This is a genomic window from Hyalangium versicolor, assembly GCF_020103695.1.
Taxonomy (GTDB): Bacteria; Myxococcota; Myxococcia; order Myxococcales; family Myxococcaceae; genus Hyalangium; species Hyalangium versicolor.
Window position 1 is genome coordinate 83,710 of the sequence record NZ_JAHXBF010000027.1, and the last position, 16,042, is coordinate 99,751.

Annotated in this window: 16 protein-coding genes; 12 read left to right on the forward strand and 4 right to left on the reverse strand. The window is 67.1% G+C overall.

Annotated features, from left to right (window positions below):
- Nucleotides 1-81 precede the first annotated feature (81 nt).
- A complete protein-coding gene (locus KY501_RS41805; RefSeq protein WP_224369615.1) occupies nucleotides 82-1,038 on the reverse strand; it encodes a catalase family peroxidase in 957 nt (318 codons plus the stop codon).
- A gap of 166 nt (nucleotides 1,039-1,204) precedes the next feature.
- On the opposite strand from KY501_RS41805, the gene KY501_RS41810 reads away from it, so the two are divergent.
- Complete coding sequence (locus KY501_RS41810) at nucleotides 1,205-2,212, forward strand: cupin-like domain-containing protein (protein ID WP_224369617.1); 1,008 nt, start codon at nucleotides 1,205-1,207, stop codon at nucleotides 2,210-2,212.
- Between the two features lie 31 nt (nucleotides 2,213-2,243).
- Here KY501_RS41810 and KY501_RS41815 read toward each other — a convergent pair whose 3' ends face one another.
- Nucleotides 2,244-2,411 carry a hypothetical protein gene (locus KY501_RS41815; protein WP_224369619.1) on the reverse strand — a complete coding sequence of 56 codons (168 nt, stop codon included), beginning with the start codon at nucleotides 2,409-2,411 and terminating at the stop codon, nucleotides 2,244-2,246.
- Nucleotides 2,412-2,458: 47 nt separating this feature from the next.
- Between KY501_RS41815 and KY501_RS41820 the strand changes: the two genes are divergently transcribed.
- The 8 genes from KY501_RS41820 to KY501_RS41855 all read left to right on the forward strand — a co-directional run bounded on the left by KY501_RS41820 (nucleotide 2,459) and on the right by KY501_RS41855 (nucleotide 11,320).
- Nucleotides 2,459-3,529 carry a cupin-like domain-containing protein gene (locus tag KY501_RS41820; RefSeq protein ID WP_224369621.1) on the forward strand — a complete coding sequence of 357 codons (1,071 nt, stop codon included), beginning with the start codon at nucleotides 2,459-2,461 and terminating at the stop codon, nucleotides 3,527-3,529.
- Nucleotides 3,526-4,398: a cupin domain-containing protein gene (locus KY501_RS41825; protein ID WP_224369623.1), complete on the forward strand. Its 873-nt coding sequence runs from the start codon at nucleotides 3,526-3,528 to the stop codon at nucleotides 4,396-4,398. The genes KY501_RS41820 and KY501_RS41825 overlap by 4 nt, the downstream gene beginning before the upstream one ends.
- Nucleotides 4,399-4,536: 138 nt before the next feature.
- Nucleotides 4,537-5,163 (forward strand): DUF6249 domain-containing protein, encoded by a 627-nt coding sequence (locus tag KY501_RS41830; RefSeq protein WP_224369624.1) that lies wholly within the window; start codon nucleotides 4,537-4,539, stop codon nucleotides 5,161-5,163.
- Between the two features lie 18 nt (nucleotides 5,164-5,181).
- Nucleotides 5,182-5,730 (forward strand): RNA polymerase sigma factor, encoded by a 549-nt coding sequence (locus tag KY501_RS41835; RefSeq protein WP_224369625.1) that lies wholly within the window; start codon nucleotides 5,182-5,184, stop codon nucleotides 5,728-5,730.
- On the forward strand, nucleotides 5,727-6,020 hold the full coding sequence (locus tag KY501_RS41840; protein ID WP_224369626.1) for a hypothetical protein: 294 nt from the start codon (nucleotides 5,727-5,729) through the stop codon (nucleotides 6,018-6,020). Before KY501_RS41835 ends, KY501_RS41840 begins: the two co-directional genes overlap by 4 nt.
- A gap of 180 nt (nucleotides 6,021-6,200) precedes the next feature.
- Nucleotides 6,201-6,737 carry a YfiR family protein gene (locus KY501_RS41845; RefSeq protein WP_224369627.1) on the forward strand — a complete coding sequence of 179 codons (537 nt, stop codon included), beginning with the start codon at nucleotides 6,201-6,203 and terminating at the stop codon, nucleotides 6,735-6,737.
- A 2-nt stretch (nucleotides 6,738-6,739) separates the two neighbouring features.
- Nucleotides 6,740-9,103 carry an ATP-binding protein gene (locus KY501_RS41850; RefSeq protein WP_224369628.1) on the forward strand — a complete coding sequence of 788 codons (2,364 nt, stop codon included), beginning with the start codon at nucleotides 6,740-6,742 and terminating at the stop codon, nucleotides 9,101-9,103.
- Nucleotides 9,104-9,109: 6 nt separating this feature from the next.
- Nucleotides 9,110-11,320, forward strand: a complete 2,211-nt coding sequence (locus KY501_RS41855) for a TonB-dependent receptor plug domain-containing protein (protein ID WP_224369629.1) — start codon at nucleotides 9,110-9,112, stop codon at nucleotides 11,318-11,320.
- A gap of 9 nt (nucleotides 11,321-11,329) precedes the next feature.
- On the opposite strand, the gene KY501_RS41860 is transcribed toward KY501_RS41855, so the two are convergent.
- Together KY501_RS41860 and KY501_RS41865 are read right to left on the reverse strand one after the other, a co-directional pair.
- Nucleotides 11,330-11,983, reverse strand: a complete 654-nt coding sequence (locus tag KY501_RS41860) for a glutathione S-transferase family protein (RefSeq protein WP_224369631.1) — start codon at nucleotides 11,981-11,983, stop codon at nucleotides 11,330-11,332.
- 157 nt (nucleotides 11,984-12,140) lie between these two features.
- The gene (locus KY501_RS41865; protein WP_224369633.1) at nucleotides 12,141-13,715 is read right to left on the reverse strand and encodes a serine/threonine protein kinase; all 1,575 of its coding nucleotides are present in this window, start codon (nucleotides 13,713-13,715) and stop codon (nucleotides 12,141-12,143) included.
- A 254-nt stretch (nucleotides 13,716-13,969) separates the two neighbouring features.
- Between KY501_RS41865 and KY501_RS41870 the strand changes: the two genes are divergently transcribed.
- Genes KY501_RS41870 through KY501_RS41880 form a run of 3 tightly spaced genes read left to right on the forward strand, consistent with a single transcriptional unit; the run spans nucleotide 13,970 to nucleotide 15,996 of the window.
- Entirely contained in the window at nucleotides 13,970-14,608 is a 639-nt protein-coding gene (locus KY501_RS41870) for a LysE family translocator (RefSeq protein ID WP_224369635.1), read from the forward strand.
- Between the two features lie 49 nt (nucleotides 14,609-14,657).
- Nucleotides 14,658-15,143, forward strand: coding sequence for a cupin domain-containing protein (locus KY501_RS41875; RefSeq protein ID WP_224369637.1), 486 nt, complete (start codon nucleotides 14,658-14,660; stop codon nucleotides 15,141-15,143).
- A 16-nt stretch (nucleotides 15,144-15,159) separates the two neighbouring features.
- A complete protein-coding gene (locus KY501_RS41880) occupies nucleotides 15,160-15,996 on the forward strand; it encodes a DUF6895 family protein (RefSeq protein ID WP_224369639.1) in 837 nt (278 codons plus the stop codon).
- The last annotated feature ends 46 nt before the right edge of the window (nucleotides 15,997-16,042 follow it).

The following is a 16,042-nucleotide window of genomic DNA, read 5'->3' on the forward strand; positions in this document are numbered from 1 at the left end:
CTGTTGGGAGTTCAACACGCCGCGTCAGTTTCGCACCTGAAGACAGCGATAACATGGTGCGTCACGGGCGAACCCCGCGCTTCATTGTCGCATGTCGGCGGGCTTGGGCTCGGGCTTCGTCTCGTGGGAGCGGCGGTTGAACGACTCCGAGTACACCTTCGAACGGAAGTGCAGGATCGGGTCATCGGACAGCTCGATGCCCGGCACCACGCCGGTGGGATCGAAGACGAACAGCTCGGACTCTCGCTGATCCTCGTACAGCGTATCGAGCGTCAACTGCCCCGCCGCTACCTTCTGTCGGTTCTCGGGCCAGGGCCGGGTTGCGTCGTGGGTCGCATCGCCCGGGTTGGCCAACTGGAAGACGAGGTTCCACGAGACACGCTCGCGGGTGACGCGCTCGCGGATCTCGTCGAGCAGATACTGCGCCGGGCGCTGCCGGGCCTCCGCGGGGGGCAACGTGGCCACTCCTGCCGAGGGCTCCCAACGGTAGCGAAAGGCCCTGCGCTGACCCTGTGCATCCACCAGGTGGTAGGCGTGGACACTGTTGTACTGGCAGTGAGCGAAGCTGGGCGTCGGCTTGTTTCCGACAATCCCCTTGATGCCGGTGAGCGTGTGGAGGTGCGTCAGGATGTACCAGGCCATGCGCAGGGGATTCGGTGAGCCGCCGGCCCGCTGTGCTCGGGTGATCTGGAGGAACTCCTTGGGATTTCGGGCGATGAAGGCCGGGATGGTCGCGGCGGCCCAGGTGGCGTGCTTGCCCGAGGCCAGATCGAACCGCACCGCGAGGCCCAGCACCGCTCCCTGGCGACCCTCCTGATGGTCCGGAGCATAAGGGCTCCCGGAGGCATTCGAGAACCGCACGAGCGTATGAACAGGTGGACCCTGGAAGTGCTCCGCGGTCGTCAGCGCCCGGGCTTCAGGCGTTGGAGTGAAGGTCGCGTGGAACACCAGCCCCCTGGGATGGGCTCGGCGGTACCCCTTGACCGTCCCGGTGTGCTCCTCCATGGCGTTGACTGCCTCTTGAACAAGTTCCGCCATCGAGGGGTTCTCCCTTGGATTCGAGAGGCCGAGAGATTGTCAGAAAAGGGTGTGGAGCGGGTAGCTCGCTCACAAGCAATCCTCGCGGGCAGCCCTTCTGTCCTGTCCTGACGATTGCCATCCATCCTGGATCTCGGATCCGGGCCGTGGTGTCCTGGGCCGCACCATGGCACAGACGGAGCCCCAGTCCCTCGGCGCGGAACAGCGAGCCTGGCTGGCTGAAAACCTCACGCGTGGGATTGCCCCGGAGTTGCTGGCGGAGCGCTTGGTGAAGCAGGGCGTGGAGCCCGCCACGGCCCGGGCCGAGGTGGAGGCCGCTCGGAGCCACCCGGCGGTGGTCGCGGCGACACGTGTCACCCGGAGGCAGGAAGAGCTCCGCTCGCTGTTCGAGGCGTACTCCACGCTGCACCGCCAGTCCGGCTGGCACGAGCGCCTGGAGCGTCGAGCCGATGTCTGCGCGAGCGAGTTCTTCGAGCGCTACTACTACGCGCACCGCCCCATCATCCTCCAGGGGCTGATGAAGGACTGGCCCGCGATGGAGAACTGGCGCCCGGAGCGGCTCGCCGAGCGCTTCGGGGATGTCCAGGTGGAGGTGATGGCGGGCCGGGAGAGCGATCCGGTCCATGATCTCGAGCCCGATCGCTTCCGCTCGGTGATGCCCTTGAGGGACTTCATCCAGCGGCTGCTGCGCGGCGGACCCACCAATGATCTCTACCTCACCGCTCGTAACTTCGCTCTGGAGCGGCCGGAACTGCGGAGCCTCTACGACGATGTGCGCCCGCTCGAAGGGTTCCTGCGCCCGGTCCGGGACCGGACCGTGAAGCTCTGGGTAGGCCCCGCCGGAACGCTCACCGGGCTGCACCACGATCTGTCCAACATCCTCTTCGCCCAGGTCCACGGGCGGAAGCACTTCAAGCTCATCCCGTCCTTCGAGCTCCACTGCCTCTACAACCACCACGGCGTCTGGAGCGAGGTGGATGCCACGCGCCCGGACTTCGAACGGTTCCCCGCGTACCGCAAAGTGGATGTGGTGGAGGCGGTGCTCGAGCCGGGAGAGCTGCTCTTCATCCCGGTGGGCTGGTGGCACTGGGTCCACGCCCTGGACGTGAGCGTGTCCGTGTCGTTCCAGACGTTCGAAGTCCCGGGCGGCAACACGCCCTGGCGGCTGCTGTGAGCCGAGGTGCCGCTCCGGGGCTGAGAGGCGCTCAGCGCGCCAGCGGCGGCTTGGACGGGGGAGCCGTCGGCTTGCGCTTGCTCCGCTCGAAGGATTCCTCGCCCGGGTTCGGCGGAGGATCCGGCACGATGAACGGATTGGGGACGATCACCCAGGTGTTGCGGCCCTGCTTCGACGAAGAGTCACTGTTGCCTGACATGGAGTCCTCGCTTTGAATGCCGTGCGTGCTCGTATCATACCTGCATCATGAAGGATGAGCGCCAGGCTTCTTCCACGCCCGCGATACGGGAGTGGATCGCCGAGAACCTCGCCCTGGGCGTCTCCCAGGCGGTGCTGCTCTCCTCGCTGCTCCAGGCGGGCCTTGCCCCCGAGCGGGCGCGCGCGGAACTCGAGGCCGCCGCGGCACATCCCGCCGTGCGCAAGGCCTTACGCCTCTTGCCGCGCCGGGCGCGGCTGAAGTCCCTCCTGGAGGCCTACAGCGCGCTCTACCAGCAGTCGGGTACGGCACAGCAAGCCGAACGCCGGGCGCGGCTCGCTCCCTCCGAGTTCTTCGAGCGCTACTACTTCCAGAACCGGCCCGTGATCATCGAAGGACTGCTCGCGGACTGGCCGGCGCTGCAGCGGTGGTCGCCTGATTTCTTCGCGGACCGTTTCGGAGATGCGCAGGTGGAGGTGATGGCCGGACGGGACGCCGAGGCCCAGCCAGACCTCCACGCCGAGCGCCTGAGGGCCTCGCTCTCGATGCGAGAGTATGTCGCGCGGCTCCAGCGCTCGCAGGAGACGAACGACATCTACATGGTGGCGCGCAACAGCCTGTTGAAGCGCGAGGCCTTTCGTCCGCTGCTGGAGGACATCCGCGCCCCCCAGGGCTTCATCCGTCCCGAGGTCCACGTCCCCGACAGCGTCCACCTGTGGTTCGGTCCCGCGGGTACCTGGGCTGCCCTGCATCACGATCACCTCAACGTCCTGTTCTGCCAGGTGCTCGGGCGCAAGCGTTTCCGGCTCATCCCTTCCTTCGAGCTGCTGCGCGCCTACAACCACCAGGGGCTCTACAGCGCGGTGGATCCCCGGACGCCGGATCCCGCGCGCTTCCCGGAGTTCGAGCACGCCACGGTGCTGGACTTCGTGGTGGGGCCTGGCGATGCCCTGTTGATTCCCGTGGGGTGGTGGCATGCGGTGCAGGCCTTGGACGTGAGCATCTCCGTGACGTTCGTGAGCTTTGACCTCCCCGAGAGGAACACGTACTGGCGCAACTGCTGGATCGGCCCGGACCCGGACGGGGAGGGCGCTGAGATGAGAAAGGTGGAGACCCCATGAGCGCGGACTCGGGCGGTGGCCCTCGCTCGCTCTCGGCCGAGTGGAGGGAGTGGCTCGTCGAGAACCTCCTGCTCGGAGTCGAGGCGGAAGAGCTGGTGCAGGTGTTGGTGAAGTCGGACGTAGACGTGGAGCTGGCGCGCGCGGCCATCGTGGCCGAGACGCAGGACCCTCACTTCCAGGGGGCCGTGCGCGTGGCGCAGATGCAGCGGAAGATGGAGACGCTCCTGGACGTCTATGCCGAGTTCTACCGGCAGTCCGGCGCGCACCAGGGCGTGGACCGTCACGCGGCGCTGTCCCCGGAGGTCTTCTTCGAGCGCTACTACTTTCGCAATCGGCCGGTGGTGGTCCAGGGCGCACTCGCGGCGTGGCCGGCGCTCGGCAGGTGGACGCGGGCTCGGATCTCCCAAGAGGGCGAGGTCCTCCATGCGCCCTTGCTGGGGCGTGAGGAGTGGAAGCCGTTGCTGGAAGAGTTCGAGCCGCCTCGCGGATACGCCTCCGCGGATCTTCAGGTGAGCGCGCCGCAGCTCTGTCTCGAGCGCACGGGAGCGGAGCTGGCTCTTCGCCCGCTGCGGAAGAACCTGCTGCGCTGTCAGGTCTCGGGGCGGTGTGTCCTGGAACTGGTTCCCTCGTTCGAACTCCATCGCGTCACGCAAGACCCGGAGGAGGGCAGCACCCCGCCCGCGCTCCGCCTGACGGTGGAGCTGGGGGCTGGCGAGATGCTGCTGCTCCCGGTGGGCTGGTGGTACCGGCTTCAGGCACGCGAAGACAGTCTCGCGGTGGCCTTCGAGGGGTTCGCGCTCCCTGAGCCGAACACGGTCTGGAGGGAGTCCGTCCCAGAGACGGTTCCCTTGCCCCCTCCTCGGTCGTGAAGGCCTCCACCTGCGGCCAGGTCTGATCTGAAGACTCCGTGACAGCTTTCTCGGTGACGAGAAAAACGAGGGGGGTGAATCCAAGAGCCCGGGTGGGAGAGTCTCAACGTCCGGAAAATCGCTGGAAGGAGCCCCCTGATGAAGAGATACGTGCTCACGGTGTGCCTGCTGGCTACCCTTTCGGGAACGAGCCAGGCCCAATCCGTTGCCTCCCCGGAGGCGCCCGCCTCACCGCCTGCCGCCCCGCAGCCTCCCCAGGTTCGCGCTCAGAGGACGGAGTTCCAGGAGCTGCAGGACGAGATCCGGCAGGCCGATCCCTCGGGCCGGCTCACGTCCGACCAGCTCTACCACCTGCTCCAGGATCGCGCGTCCCACCGGGCCGGGATCCGCTTCGACCCCATCCCCGTCGTCATCTTCTGCTCCCTCAGCGGTTGTCTGCTGACGGGTTTCTTGGCCTGGCTGCTGGTCAGCTTCCTGAAGACGCGCCAGCTCCATGCATCGGTGCGCTTGATGGTGGAGAAGGGCGCGGAGATTCCCCCGGCCCTGCTGGAGCCTCCTGCGCGCAAGCCGTCGGATCTGCGGCGGGGCATCATCCTGGCCACCTCGGGGCTGGGGCTGGCCATCTTCCTGGCCGCTCTCCCTGGCGTCAGAGGCGCGTGGGGCGCCGGGCTGACGCTGTTCTGCATTGGCGTGGGCCACCTGATCGTCTGGCACCTGCAGCGAACCAAGGGGCCTCTGTCGGCCGAACTCGCTCCGGAGCTCTAGCCGTAATCCGCTCGTCCCATGGCCTCTCCTCCTGAAGCCCCTTCGGACGCCGAGCTCATCTCGCGAGTGCTCGTGCGTGACGACCGGCGCGCCTTTGGCGAGCTGGTCGCGCGGCACCAGTCCGCCGTGCGAGGCCTGCTGCGCCGGCTGACCGGAGGAGACCTGGCGCAGGCGGATGATCTGGCCCAGGAGACCTTCCTGCGCGCCTACCGCGGGCTGCACGGTTATCGCGGCGGTGCGAAGTTCTCCTCCTGGCTCTACCGCATCGCCTGCAACGTGTTCTTCAGCAAGGACCGAAGCCGCCGCGATGTCTCGCAGGAACCGCTCGCCCTAGAGGAGGGGAGTGCGGATGTGTCCCTCCCGGACCGGCTCCTGGAGCGGCACGATCTGGAGCGCGCGCTCGCCCTGCTGAGGCCCCGCGAGCGGGCCGCGCTCGTCCTCACCTACGCCAACGAGTTGACCCACGAGGAGGCAGCGCTCGTCCTCGACTGCCCCGTGGGAACGCTCAAGACCCATGTCGCGCGAGCCAAGGAGAAGCTTCGCCGCCAGCTCGAGGAGAGCCCATGAACAATCGCAATGACGAGGCCTGGCTCGACACGCTGCTTCAGCGCCAGTTGCCCACCGGGCTCTCCGACGATGGTTTCCGAGAGCAGCTCCTGCGGCGTCTGCCCCCGCGCAAGCGCCCCGTGCGGCGCGCGCTGATCCTCGGCCTCACGTGGGTGCTGGCTGCCGTGCCCTTGCTGCTGACCACCGGAGACACGGGAACGCTCATGCTGGTGGAGGCGGGCAGCCTCCTCATCCCGTGCAGCCTCGGGACCGCCCTTCTCTGGTATCTGTGGGTGTCCATTGCTCAATAGTTTCCAAAGCAAGGGAGCCTTGGACTTTGGGTGGTCCCAGCGGAGGAGGCGATTAATGATGTAGAGTTTGAGGGCTGGGGGGGGATCCCAATGCCATCGCTCCTGTACGAAAGTGCAAGGCTTCGTGTTTTCTGGCGACGCCCAGGCAGCGCGTTGCTCGCGCTCATGCTCGTGGCTCCCTTGACGACCCTGGGTGCCGAGATACCCGCGAAATTCCGAGCATCCATGCTGGTGCGGGTGCTTGCCTATGATCGGAGGATGGGGCAGCAGCCCCCTCCGCTCACCCTGGCTGTTACACATCGAGAGGGCAATGCGGACTCGGAAGCCCTGGGCCAGGAACTCAGCATCGCCCTGGAGTCGGTTTCGCGAACGTTCTCCATCGCCGGCCGTCCCCTGCGCGTGGTGCGCATTGGCTTTCATGATCCCCAGCAACTCCAGGCAGAACTCTCGCAGATGCACGCAGTGGCCCTTTATGTCTGTGAGGGCCTGGAGGATGAGTCCCGAAACATCGCAGAGGTGACACGACGGCTCTCGGTGTTGTCCATCGCCGGGAGCGAGGTGCAGATCACCCAGGGGCTGTCCATCGGCCTGGATCGCAAGGGCGACAGCCCCGTCATTCTCGTCCACCTCGCGGCGGCTCGGGCCGAGGGAGCGGATCTCGACGCAGGGCTGCTGAGCCTGTCCCGCCTGATCGAGCCCGGTAGAGGAGAGCCCTGAGCATGGCGCTGCGTGATTTCTCCCTGAGAGCGCGCCTGGTCCTCCTTGTCGCGCTCCTGTTCGCGGCATTCGCGCTGTTCTTCCTCGCCTTCTTCCCGGCGCGTATGGATGCCCAGGCACAGCATTGGGTGCTGAGCCGGGCCATGGGCATTGCCCGGCTGCTGGCCAGCGCCACGGAGCCAGCACTGGACTTCGGGGATGCGCTCAACGGGCAGAGCCATCTCCAGGTACTCACCGCCACGCCGGATGCCACCTTCGGTCTGTTGCTGCGAAAAGACGGCACCCCGCTGGCCAGCTGGCACCCGGAGCGCGCCCCGGCCCTTCCCCCGGATCTGCTCGAGGGCGCCCACATTCTCGGGCAGGAGGTGGTGGCTCGGGTCGACATCCAGACTCGTGGGGGGCAACAAGGGGTGCTCCTGCTGGGCTTCAACCTCGCCGACATGCGACAGGAGAGCCAGCGCACCCTGGAGCTGTCGGCCACGGTCGCCGCGCTCATCGTCGGCTTCGGGGTGCTGGCGGCCTTCGGTCTGGGAACCCTGCTCGTTCAGCCGCTGCGGCAGGTCACCCAGGTGGCACTGCGCATCGCCGAGGGAGAGCCCGATGCACAGAAGGAGCTGGATCTCTCGCGGCGCGACGAGATGGGGACTCTGGCCTCCGCCCTCTCGAGGATGCTCCACCGGTTGTATGAGCAGAAGGCGCTCATCGAGTCCCAGAGCGAGGCCTCGTCCGAGGGCATCCTCACCGTCTCCGGAGCTGGAGTGCTGTTGGCTCACAACTCTCGCTTCCTCCAACTGTGGCTCCTGCCCCCCGCGCGGCTGGAAGGGCGCCGCGTGGATGAGCTCTTCCATGTCCTCGCGCCGCTCGTGGTGGATCCCCCGTCCCTGTGGCGCATGGCGGACCTCCAGCAGGAGCCGCCTGCCCGAGGCGCACAGGAGCTGGCTCTGAAGGATGGGCGGACGCTCACCGTGTACCGGGTGCCCATTCAGAGCCGCGAGGGGACCCGCTTCGGCTGGGGGCTCTACTTCCAGGACATCACCGAGCGGCTCGCCCAGGAGCGGGTCCGCGCGCGCAACGCCGAGCTCGAGCAGCGCGTGGCCGAGCGCACCGAGGAGCTCGCTGGCCGTCTGCGCGAGCTGCGCGAGGCCCAGGAGCAGCTCCTCATCTCGGATAGGCGCACCTCCGTGGGCACCCTCGCCGATGGCGTGGCGCATGAGATCAACAACCCGCTCGCCTACGTCACCTCCAACATCCACTATGTCCACAGCGAGCTGTCCGAGCTGCGCGAGACGCTCCTGTCCGGCTGCTCACTCCAGGAGCGCGAGCGCCTGGAGGAGACGTGGAAGGAGATGAAGGACGCGCTGGACGAGGCTGACGAGGGGTGCTCGCGCGTCCAGCACATCGTCCAGAGCCTCAAGTCGTTCTCTCGCGGGGACAATGACTCACGTAAGCCGGTGGAGATCCCCCAGACCCTCGAGACGGCCATCGGCATGGCTTCGAACGAGCTGCGGCACCGGGCCCGGCTGGTGCGCGCCTACCAGGCGATCCCCCACGTCGAGGCCAACCAGGTGCAGCTGGTCCAGGTCTTCCTCAACCTGCTCATGAACGCCGCCCATGCTATCGAGCCCGGCGCGGCGGACCAGAACGAGGTCCGCATCACCAGCTGGCAGGGACCGGATGGACAGGTGCGGGTGAGCATCACGGACACCGGCAGCGGCATGTCCCCCGAAGTGCGCAGCCGCCTGTTCACGCCCTTTTTCACCACCAAGCCGGTGGGGGTGGGGACTGGACTGGGGCTCTCGGTCTGCCAGGGCATCATCGCCCGGCTGGGAGGCCGCATCGAGGTCCACAGCGAGCAGGGCAACGGAAGCACCTTCACCGTCATCCTCCCTCCCTGCTCCAGCCCCGCCTCCCGGCCGCTGTCTCCGGCTCCCTTGCAGGCTCGGCCCACGCCATCCCTCGAGGGTGGCAGGGTGCTGGTGGTGGATGACGACCCACTGGTGGGGATCTCGCTGCGCCGGGTGCTCGAGCGCGAGTACGACATCACCGTCGTCGACAGCGCACGCATGGCGCTGGAGCAACTGCTCCAGGGCTCCACGTTCGATCTCATCCTGTGTGACTTGATGATGCCGGAGATGACCGGCATGGACTTCTTCGGTGAGCTGCAGAGGCGGTTCCCCTCCCAGGCCGAGGCGGTCATCTTCTTCACGGGCGGCGCCTTCACGGAGGCGACCCGCGACTTCATTGCGCGGCGGGCGGATCGGGTGCTGGCCAAGCCCATCGACGCCCAGGTCCTGCTCGATCAGCTTCGGAGCCGCATGGGGCAGGGCAGGGCCTCGTCTCGTTCTCTCGCCTCCTCGCTGGTGTAAGCCCGCATGCGTTCCACTCCCGCCGTTGTCTTCGTGATGGTGGGAGGGGCGCTGTTCGCCCGCTCCGCCGCAGCTCATCCCGAGCCTGCCCCCCAGGAGGAGCCGCACTGGTCCCAGGCGCTGTCGCTCGAGGAGTTGCTGCAGATCGAGTTGGCCACGCCCTCCAAGCAGTTGCAGAAGGCTCGCGAGGCTCCAGGCGTGGCCACCGTGGTGACGCGCGAGCAGATCCGGCAGTTCGGCTGGCTGAGCTTGAACGACATCCTCTTCGGCCAGCCGGGCTTCTTCCCCGCCAGGGACTACGAGCGCACCGTGGTGGGCTCGCGAGGCATCAACGAGGGCTGGAACAACAACCACCTGTTGGTGCTGGTGGACGGCGTCCCGGTGAACGACAACGACACGGCTGGCGCCTACACCTGGGACATCACCCCGCTCTTCATGGTCCAGAGCGTGGAGATCGTCCGAGGCCCCGGCTCCGCGCTGTACGGCTCCAGCGCGATGCAGGGCATCGTGGCCATCAACACCATTTCCTCGCCGAAGACGCTGGACGAGGCGGAGCGCCTGCAGATCAACAGCGAGGCGCACCTGCGGCTCGGGAACCGGGGGACAGCCAACGTGGAGGCGGTGGCGGCCACGCGCTCGGCGCACGTGTCCACCGTGATCGGCTTCCGTTTCGCGCACACGGATGGAGATTCGTGGTTCTCCTATGACGGCTCGGGGCGGACGGACGAGACGGGCGCGCTACAGCGGTTCCTCATCCGGGAGCCGCTCGGCAGCCAGTACGTCTTCGTCAAGCTCGAGCCCTTGAAGGTCCTGGAGGGGCTTTCGCTGTCCTACCATCTGCAGTCCTGGGAGCAGGGGACCAGTCAGGGGTGGGCCTCCTGGGCTCCGGATGTCGACGAGCCGCTACGGGAGAGGCGCCATCTGGCGATACTGCGCTACCACTCCAGTCCCGGGAGCGAGCTCCAACAGGAGTACACGCTGCAGTTCCAGCGGCACGACTACGATCTGCACATCCGTTTCTATCCGAGCGGCGCTTTAGACGGGTACTACCCCGCCGGAGTGACGGAGAGCCTTGATACCCACATGGACGAGATCTTCGGGCGAGCTCAACTCTCCGGGCCGTTGAGCGAGCACATCTCCCTGCTTGGAGGGGTCGAGTACGCGCGTTTCCTCTACTTTGGAGATGACGCGCACTACAGCAACGCGGATCTGCTCAACGCGGCGGAGGGCGCTCCACCGTCGGACACGCTGGTCCAGTTGGGCTCCGTCTATGAGGGCATCCTTGATGAGCCGGTGAACAACGCGGCGGCGTATGTGCAGCTTGCCTGGAGCCAGTTGCTGGACATGCCCCTGTCGCTGACGGCGGGTCTGCGTTACGACCTGAAGTTCTTCCGCTACCACGACCCGGATGCCCCGCAGTCCCGCCCGAGTGCCCGTTCCTATGAGCAGCTCAGCCCGCGGCTCGCGTTGGTCTACGCCCCGCGCTCCTTCCTGAGCCTCAAGTTGCAGGCCAGCCGCGCATTCCGGGCCCCTGCGCCCACGGAGCTCTTCACCACCAACAGTTGGATGGCGGACACCGACATCGACACGCTGCGCCCCGAGCGGGTGAACACCTTCGAGTTCAGCGTGGACTGGACACCCGATCGCCACCTGAATTCGCGGAGCACCGTGTTCCTCTCCCGCTACGAGAACCTCATCGGCTACGAGCTTGGCGAGCTGGGCAACCTGTTCTCCCGCGACACTGCGGGCCTGGAGCTGGAGTTGATGGCGGATGCGGATCTGGGCGCGCGAGGCCGGCTGATGGCCTTCGGCAGCTACAGCTACGTGCACCTGCTGGCCGAGACGGACAGCGACACCCGGCGAAGGGTCTCCGGTGGCTCGCTCACCTGGGCACCGGCCCACATGGTGAAGGCGGGGGTGAGCTACTCCTGGGTGCGCTTCACGCTCGCGCTCCAGGGCCGTTACCAGAGCACCGTCCTGCGCCGGGAGACAGACCGGGTGACGCCCGCCTTCGCGGACGTCCGTCCCGAATCCGTCCCGGCCTGGGTGAGCTTCGACGTGAATGCGCGCCTGCAGCTCAGCGATTGGTCCACCGTCGGGCTGACGGTGACCAACCTCTTGGGGGCCGAGAGCTACCTGGCGAGGACCGGAGACTTTCCCTTCGACTACCGGATGGAGGGACGGCGCATCCTCGGCAACCTGGAGATCAGTCTCTGAGCCAGAGTGCTACTGCTTGGGGGGCGCATTCTGGGCGAAGGGTGCCATCTGCGCGGCCAGGGCCTTCTGGAAGGCGGGCCGCGCCTCACACCGCTGGCGGTAGGTCTCGAGCACCGGCATCTGCGCGACCAGATCCGTGTGGCGTAGGATGCGCAGCACCGTCGTCATGAGCAGATCTCCCGCGGTGAAGCGCTCCTCCAGATACTCGCGTCCGTCCAGCCAGTTGGACAGCACCGCCAGCCGTGCCTTCGCTGCATCGACGGCGCCCGGACGGCGCAGCTTCGCCCACTCCTCCTGGGCGTAGAACAGGTCGATGGCGGCGAGGTTCTGGAAATGCGGCTCCACCGAGTTGAGTGCCGCGAACATCCACGTCGTCGTGCGCGCCCGGCCCTCGGGTTCGGAGGGCATCAACGCCTCGGAGCGCTCGGCGATGTGCAGCACGATGGCGCCCGACTCGAACATCTCCAGCCCGTTCTCCTGATAGGCGGGCACCTGCCCGAAGGGCTGCAGGCGGCGATAGGTCTCGGTCCGCTGATCCTCCGGCCCGATGAGCATCTCCTCGTAGGCAAGCCCTGCCTCCTCAAGCGCCCAGCGCACGCGGAGATCCCTCACCACTCCCTGGGCAAATGGCGGCACCCAACGAAACGCACTCACCTTGATCATGGTCGTCCTGTTCTCCCCTGTGTTCACCCCGAAGGGGGGACGCGACTCTAGTGGGTGGGAGGTGGCGACGTGTCACGAGTTCACACGTGTGACAGATGGGAGGCAGAGCGCGCGGAATGCCACGGTGACGCAATGAGTCACCCCCTGCCCGAGCCTCCTACTGGCCGTCGTTGAGGCTGATGCGCACCACCACCTTGCGGCGAGTCGGGACCACGACGCGAACCTTCTTCTGCACGCCGAGGCCTCGGTCCACCAGGGTGAGCGTCTGGACTCCGCTCGGCAGTTGGAAGGGAGCCAGGGGCGTCACACCGAGCTTCCTGCCCTTGTAGAGCACCTCCGCTCCCGACGCCGCTCGCAGCACGACGGTCCCCGTGGAGGTGCCACGGCGGGCCTTGGTCCCAGCTGCGGAGCCGCCGGTCTTCTCTGTGTCAGGGCCGCGAGTCGTGGACTCTGGCGGCGCTGTGTCGGGTGTCTCCGTGTCAGTGTCCTCTTCCTCCTCCTCATGGGAAGGGGCGGTGGCGGGTGGCACCAGCGCGGAGGCCAGTACTTCCGTGGGGCGCTGCTGCGGCCGAGGCAATGCCTGCGAGAAAGCCTGGGCTTTGGGGTGAGGGGAGAGGTGCAGCTTCGGTAGCAGCAGGCCCATGGCCGCAACGGTGAGGGCTGCGCCGACTCCCATCCAGAGCCAGGGCCTCGCCGCCAGCCGCCTGCGCACGGAGGACTGCCACCGGATGGGAGAGGAGAGCGAGGGGGTTCGCGCACTTCCTGAAGGACTCGAGGAGGGGCGGAGGGCCATGGTCGGGGTGACGATCTCCGGCTCGTCGCCGAACAGGCCCCGCAGCAGCTCTCGGACGCCTTCCTGCGATACGCCCCCCGAGGCCAGCGCGAAGTTCTCCAGCGCCACGGACATGGTCTCGGCGCTTCGGAAGCGCTCCTGGGGATTCTTCGAGAGCGCTCGGGAGATGATCTCCTCCAGCGCCGCGGGCAGCCCCGGCCGCAAGTCACTCAGGGGGCGGGGCTCGTCCTCGAGGATGGAATGGATGAGCGCGCCTTCCGAGGCCCCCTGATAGGGCCGCCCTCCGGAGAGGAACTCATAGAGCACCACGCCCATGGAGTAGGTGTCCGTGCGGGGCGTGGCGGGGTGGCCGGTCAGCAGCTCCGGCGCCATATAGGAGAACTTCCCTTTGACCGTTCCCGAGCCCGTGGTCGCGATGGAGTTGGAGGCCTTGGCGATACCAAAGTCCACCACCTTCACGGTGCCGTTGAAGTCGACGAGCACGTTGTCCGGGCTCACATCGCGGTGGACGATGTGCAGGGGCACGCCCTGCTCGTCCGTGAGCGTATGCGCATGGTGGAGCCCCTTGAGGGCCTGGGCGCAGATCCACGCCGCCAGGTTCGCGGGCACCTCCACGCGCCGCTCCGCCATGTGCCGCCGGATGGCGCGCAGGTCCACCCCGTGGACGAACTCCATGGCCAGGAAGTAGGTGCCGTCCTGCTCTCCCAACTCGAAGATCTGCGCGACGTTCGGGTGCGAGAGCCGCGCCGCCAGCCGCGCCTCGTTGAGGAACATCTCGACGAAGTTCGGATCCCTCCCGAGGTGCGCCAGCATGCGTTTGACGACCATCGTCTTCGCGAAGCCGGCGGGGCCTTCGTGCCGGGCGAGAAAGACTTCGCCCATGCCCCCCGTGGCCAGCAATTTGAGAAGGCGGTACCTGCCGAGCTGGACGTCCAGCATGTTGAGCTCCCACCGCGAGGAGACCAGGATGTTTCACGACGCTGATGAGATGATGCTACAGCCCAGCGAATCCCGAAAATGTGGGAAGCGTGTCTGGATCCGCGCACACGCTGCGGTGCACGCGAATCACCGTCATCTTCTGTCTGGGGTGTACGGCGGAGGCTCCTGGCGGGTCGGATTGAAGGAGGACAACCCGATTGGCATGTCACTGAACAGCTCGCGCGGGGCGCGGGTTGGTATGGTGAGGCCGTTCCATGCCTGAGGCCTCGACACTCGCCCTCTTCTTCGCCGCCGCGTTGGTGCTGTTGATCACCCCGGGCCCCTCCGTCCTGTACATCGTCGCGAGGAGTGTGGACCAGGGACGCGTGGCGGGGATTGTTTCCGCGCTGGGCATCGGGACGGCCACGCTCTTCCACATCGCCGCGGCGGCGCTGGGTGTCTCGGCACTGCTCATGTCCTCCGCCACGGTGTTTCAGGCGGTGAAGTATCTGGGCGCGGCGTATCTGATCTATCTGGGCGTGCGTGCGCTCCTCGCGCGCGGGACGCCACAGCAGGTCGCGGTGCCCGAGCGCCTCGAGCTGCGGCGCATCTTCTCCCAGGGCGTGCTGGTGAACCTGCTCAACCCGAAGACGGCGCTGTTCGTCTTCGCCTTCCTCCCCCAGTTCGTGGAGCCCTCGCGGGGGCCGGTGGCCGTGCAGATCGTCCTGCTCGGGTTGATGTTCGTGACGATGGGCTTCGTCAGCGATGGCGCCTATGCCCTGCTCGCGGGGGCGCTGGCCGGTTGGCTCAAGGGGAATCCTCGCTTCCTACGAGCCCAGCGTTACTTCGCGGGCTGTGCCTACGTCGCGCTCGGTGTCGTCGCCGCGCTGTCCGGATCCTTTCGGAGCCCGTAGTTGCCTCACGGGATCGGCGGACCGTAGGCAACTGAGGTACGTTGCCGGCATGAGCTCAACCGTCGTGCCTTCGTTCATCGTTCATGCGCTCGATGTTCCTGAACAGGAGGGGGCCTACCGGGCTCCCTTTGATGGAGAGAAGCTCTCGTTCGATCGGAACCTGGGACAGGCAGCGGGGACGGAGCGGTTCGGGCTGAGGCACGAGCGCCTGCCGCCGGGCCGCCGCACCAGCTTCACACATGCGCACTCGCACGAGGAGGAACTCGTCTACGTTCTCGAGGGCGAGTGCCACGTGCGCTTGATTGAACCGGGCGCGCTCGAGCCCAGGGAGATCCCCCTGCGGGCCGGTCACGTCGTCAGCTTTCGATCCGGGACGGGCATCGCGCACTGTTTCGTGAACCACGGTGCGAGTGATTGCCTGCTGCTGACCGTCGGCGAGCGCCGTCGCGGTGTCGACCGCTGCGTCTATCCCGAGGACACCGCGTACAACGATTTCATTCGCAGCACGCGGCCCGAGCGCTTCTGGGATCGTTGACCCTGGGGAATCCGCCATGACTCGAGATGCATCCACGCCCGCGAGGGTTCCGCTTCCGTCGCGCGAGGCCGAGGCCCGGCGCGCGCTTCAGGCCATGCTCGCGCTCACCGCCTCGGGCTCCGAGCAGGACCGGGCGCTGCGGGCCCTCATCCTCCACATGTTGGAGGGCTATACCCCGCGCGCCTTCGCCCGGTGGCAGCTCGCGCCCCTGTTGGAGGAGGCTGTCCAGGAGCTGGAATCCATCTCCCGGGAGTTTCCTCGGGAGCTGACCGCGGATGACGCGCTCGCGCGGGTGGATGCGGTGTACCTGCTCCACGTCCGCAAGCGGCCCTGTGTGCTCCCGGAGTGCGCGCCCTTCACGGACTACCTGCTGCACCTGGACGAAACGGGGGACTCCCTCTACGCGTGGCTGCTGTGCAGGTTGATGCAGGCGTGCGGGCTCCCCGTGCCCCTCGTCTTCCCCGAGCGGCCCTTCAAGGAGCACTCGCGCCTGTTGGATCTCTATTGGGTCACCCACCTCTACCTGCTCGACACGCGCTACCTGCATGGCCCGCTGCGGAGCCCCGAGGCGCCCACGTGGACCGCCGAGTTGCTGGAGTCGGGTTCCTGGCTCCTCGAGCAGGGACACCTGGATCTCGCCGGGGAGGTGGCCCTCTGCCTCCAGGTCGCGGGGCAGGGTGACAGCGACACCTGTCGGATGATCCTCGACGCTCTGGCCCGAGAACAGCAGCCCGATGGCCGCGTGCTGGACTCAACGCTGGGAGAAACTCCAGGCGAAGCGGTGGCTCACACCACGGCCGTGGCCCTCATCGCCTTCGCGGTTGCGGAAGAGCAATCCGGCGCTGAATCCTGAGGTGGCCTGCCCGATTCTCCTCGGAAGTCAGCACGAGGACGCGCAT

Excerpts from the sequence above, each read along its gene's own strand:
- KY501_RS41825 (WP_224369623.1), top strand. The coding sequence starts at position 3,526 with ATGAGCGCGGACTCGGGCGGTGGCCCTCGCTCGCTCTCGGCCGAGTGG.
- KY501_RS41850 (WP_224369628.1), top strand. The coding sequence starts at position 6,740 with ATGGCGCTGCGTGATTTCTCCCTGAGAGCGCGCCTGGTCCTCCTTGTC.
- KY501_RS41840 (WP_224369626.1), top strand. The coding sequence starts at position 5,727 with ATGAACAATCGCAATGACGAGGCCTGGCTCGACACGCTGCTTCAGCGC.
- KY501_RS41860 (WP_224369631.1), bottom strand. The coding sequence starts at position 11,983 with ATGATCAAGGTGAGTGCGTTTCGTTGGGTGCCGCCATTTGCCCAGGGA.
- KY501_RS41865 (WP_224369633.1), bottom strand. The coding sequence starts at position 13,715 with ATGCTGGACGTCCAGCTCGGCAGGTACCGCCTTCTCAAATTGCTGGCC.
- KY501_RS41830 (WP_224369624.1), top strand. The coding sequence starts at position 4,537 with ATGAAGAGATACGTGCTCACGGTGTGCCTGCTGGCTACCCTTTCGGGA.
- KY501_RS41875 (WP_224369637.1), top strand. The coding sequence starts at position 14,658 with ATGAGCTCAACCGTCGTGCCTTCGTTCATCGTTCATGCGCTCGATGTT.
- KY501_RS41870 (WP_224369635.1), top strand. The coding sequence starts at position 13,970 with ATGCCTGAGGCCTCGACACTCGCCCTCTTCTTCGCCGCCGCGTTGGTG.
- KY501_RS41855 (WP_224369629.1), top strand. The coding sequence starts at position 9,110 with ATGCGTTCCACTCCCGCCGTTGTCTTCGTGATGGTGGGAGGGGCGCTG.
- KY501_RS41820 (WP_224369621.1), top strand. The coding sequence starts at position 2,459 with ATGAAGGATGAGCGCCAGGCTTCTTCCACGCCCGCGATACGGGAGTGG.
- KY501_RS41805 (WP_224369615.1), bottom strand. The coding sequence starts at position 1,038 with ATGGCGGAACTTGTTCAAGAGGCAGTCAACGCCATGGAGGAGCACACC.
- KY501_RS41815 (WP_224369619.1), bottom strand. The coding sequence starts at position 2,411 with ATGTCAGGCAACAGTGACTCTTCGTCGAAGCAGGGCCGCAACACCTGG.
- KY501_RS41810 (WP_224369617.1), top strand. The coding sequence starts at position 1,205 with ATGGCACAGACGGAGCCCCAGTCCCTCGGCGCGGAACAGCGAGCCTGG.
- KY501_RS41835 (WP_224369625.1), top strand. The coding sequence starts at position 5,182 with ATGGCCTCTCCTCCTGAAGCCCCTTCGGACGCCGAGCTCATCTCGCGA.
- KY501_RS41880 (WP_224369639.1), top strand. The coding sequence starts at position 15,160 with ATGACTCGAGATGCATCCACGCCCGCGAGGGTTCCGCTTCCGTCGCGC.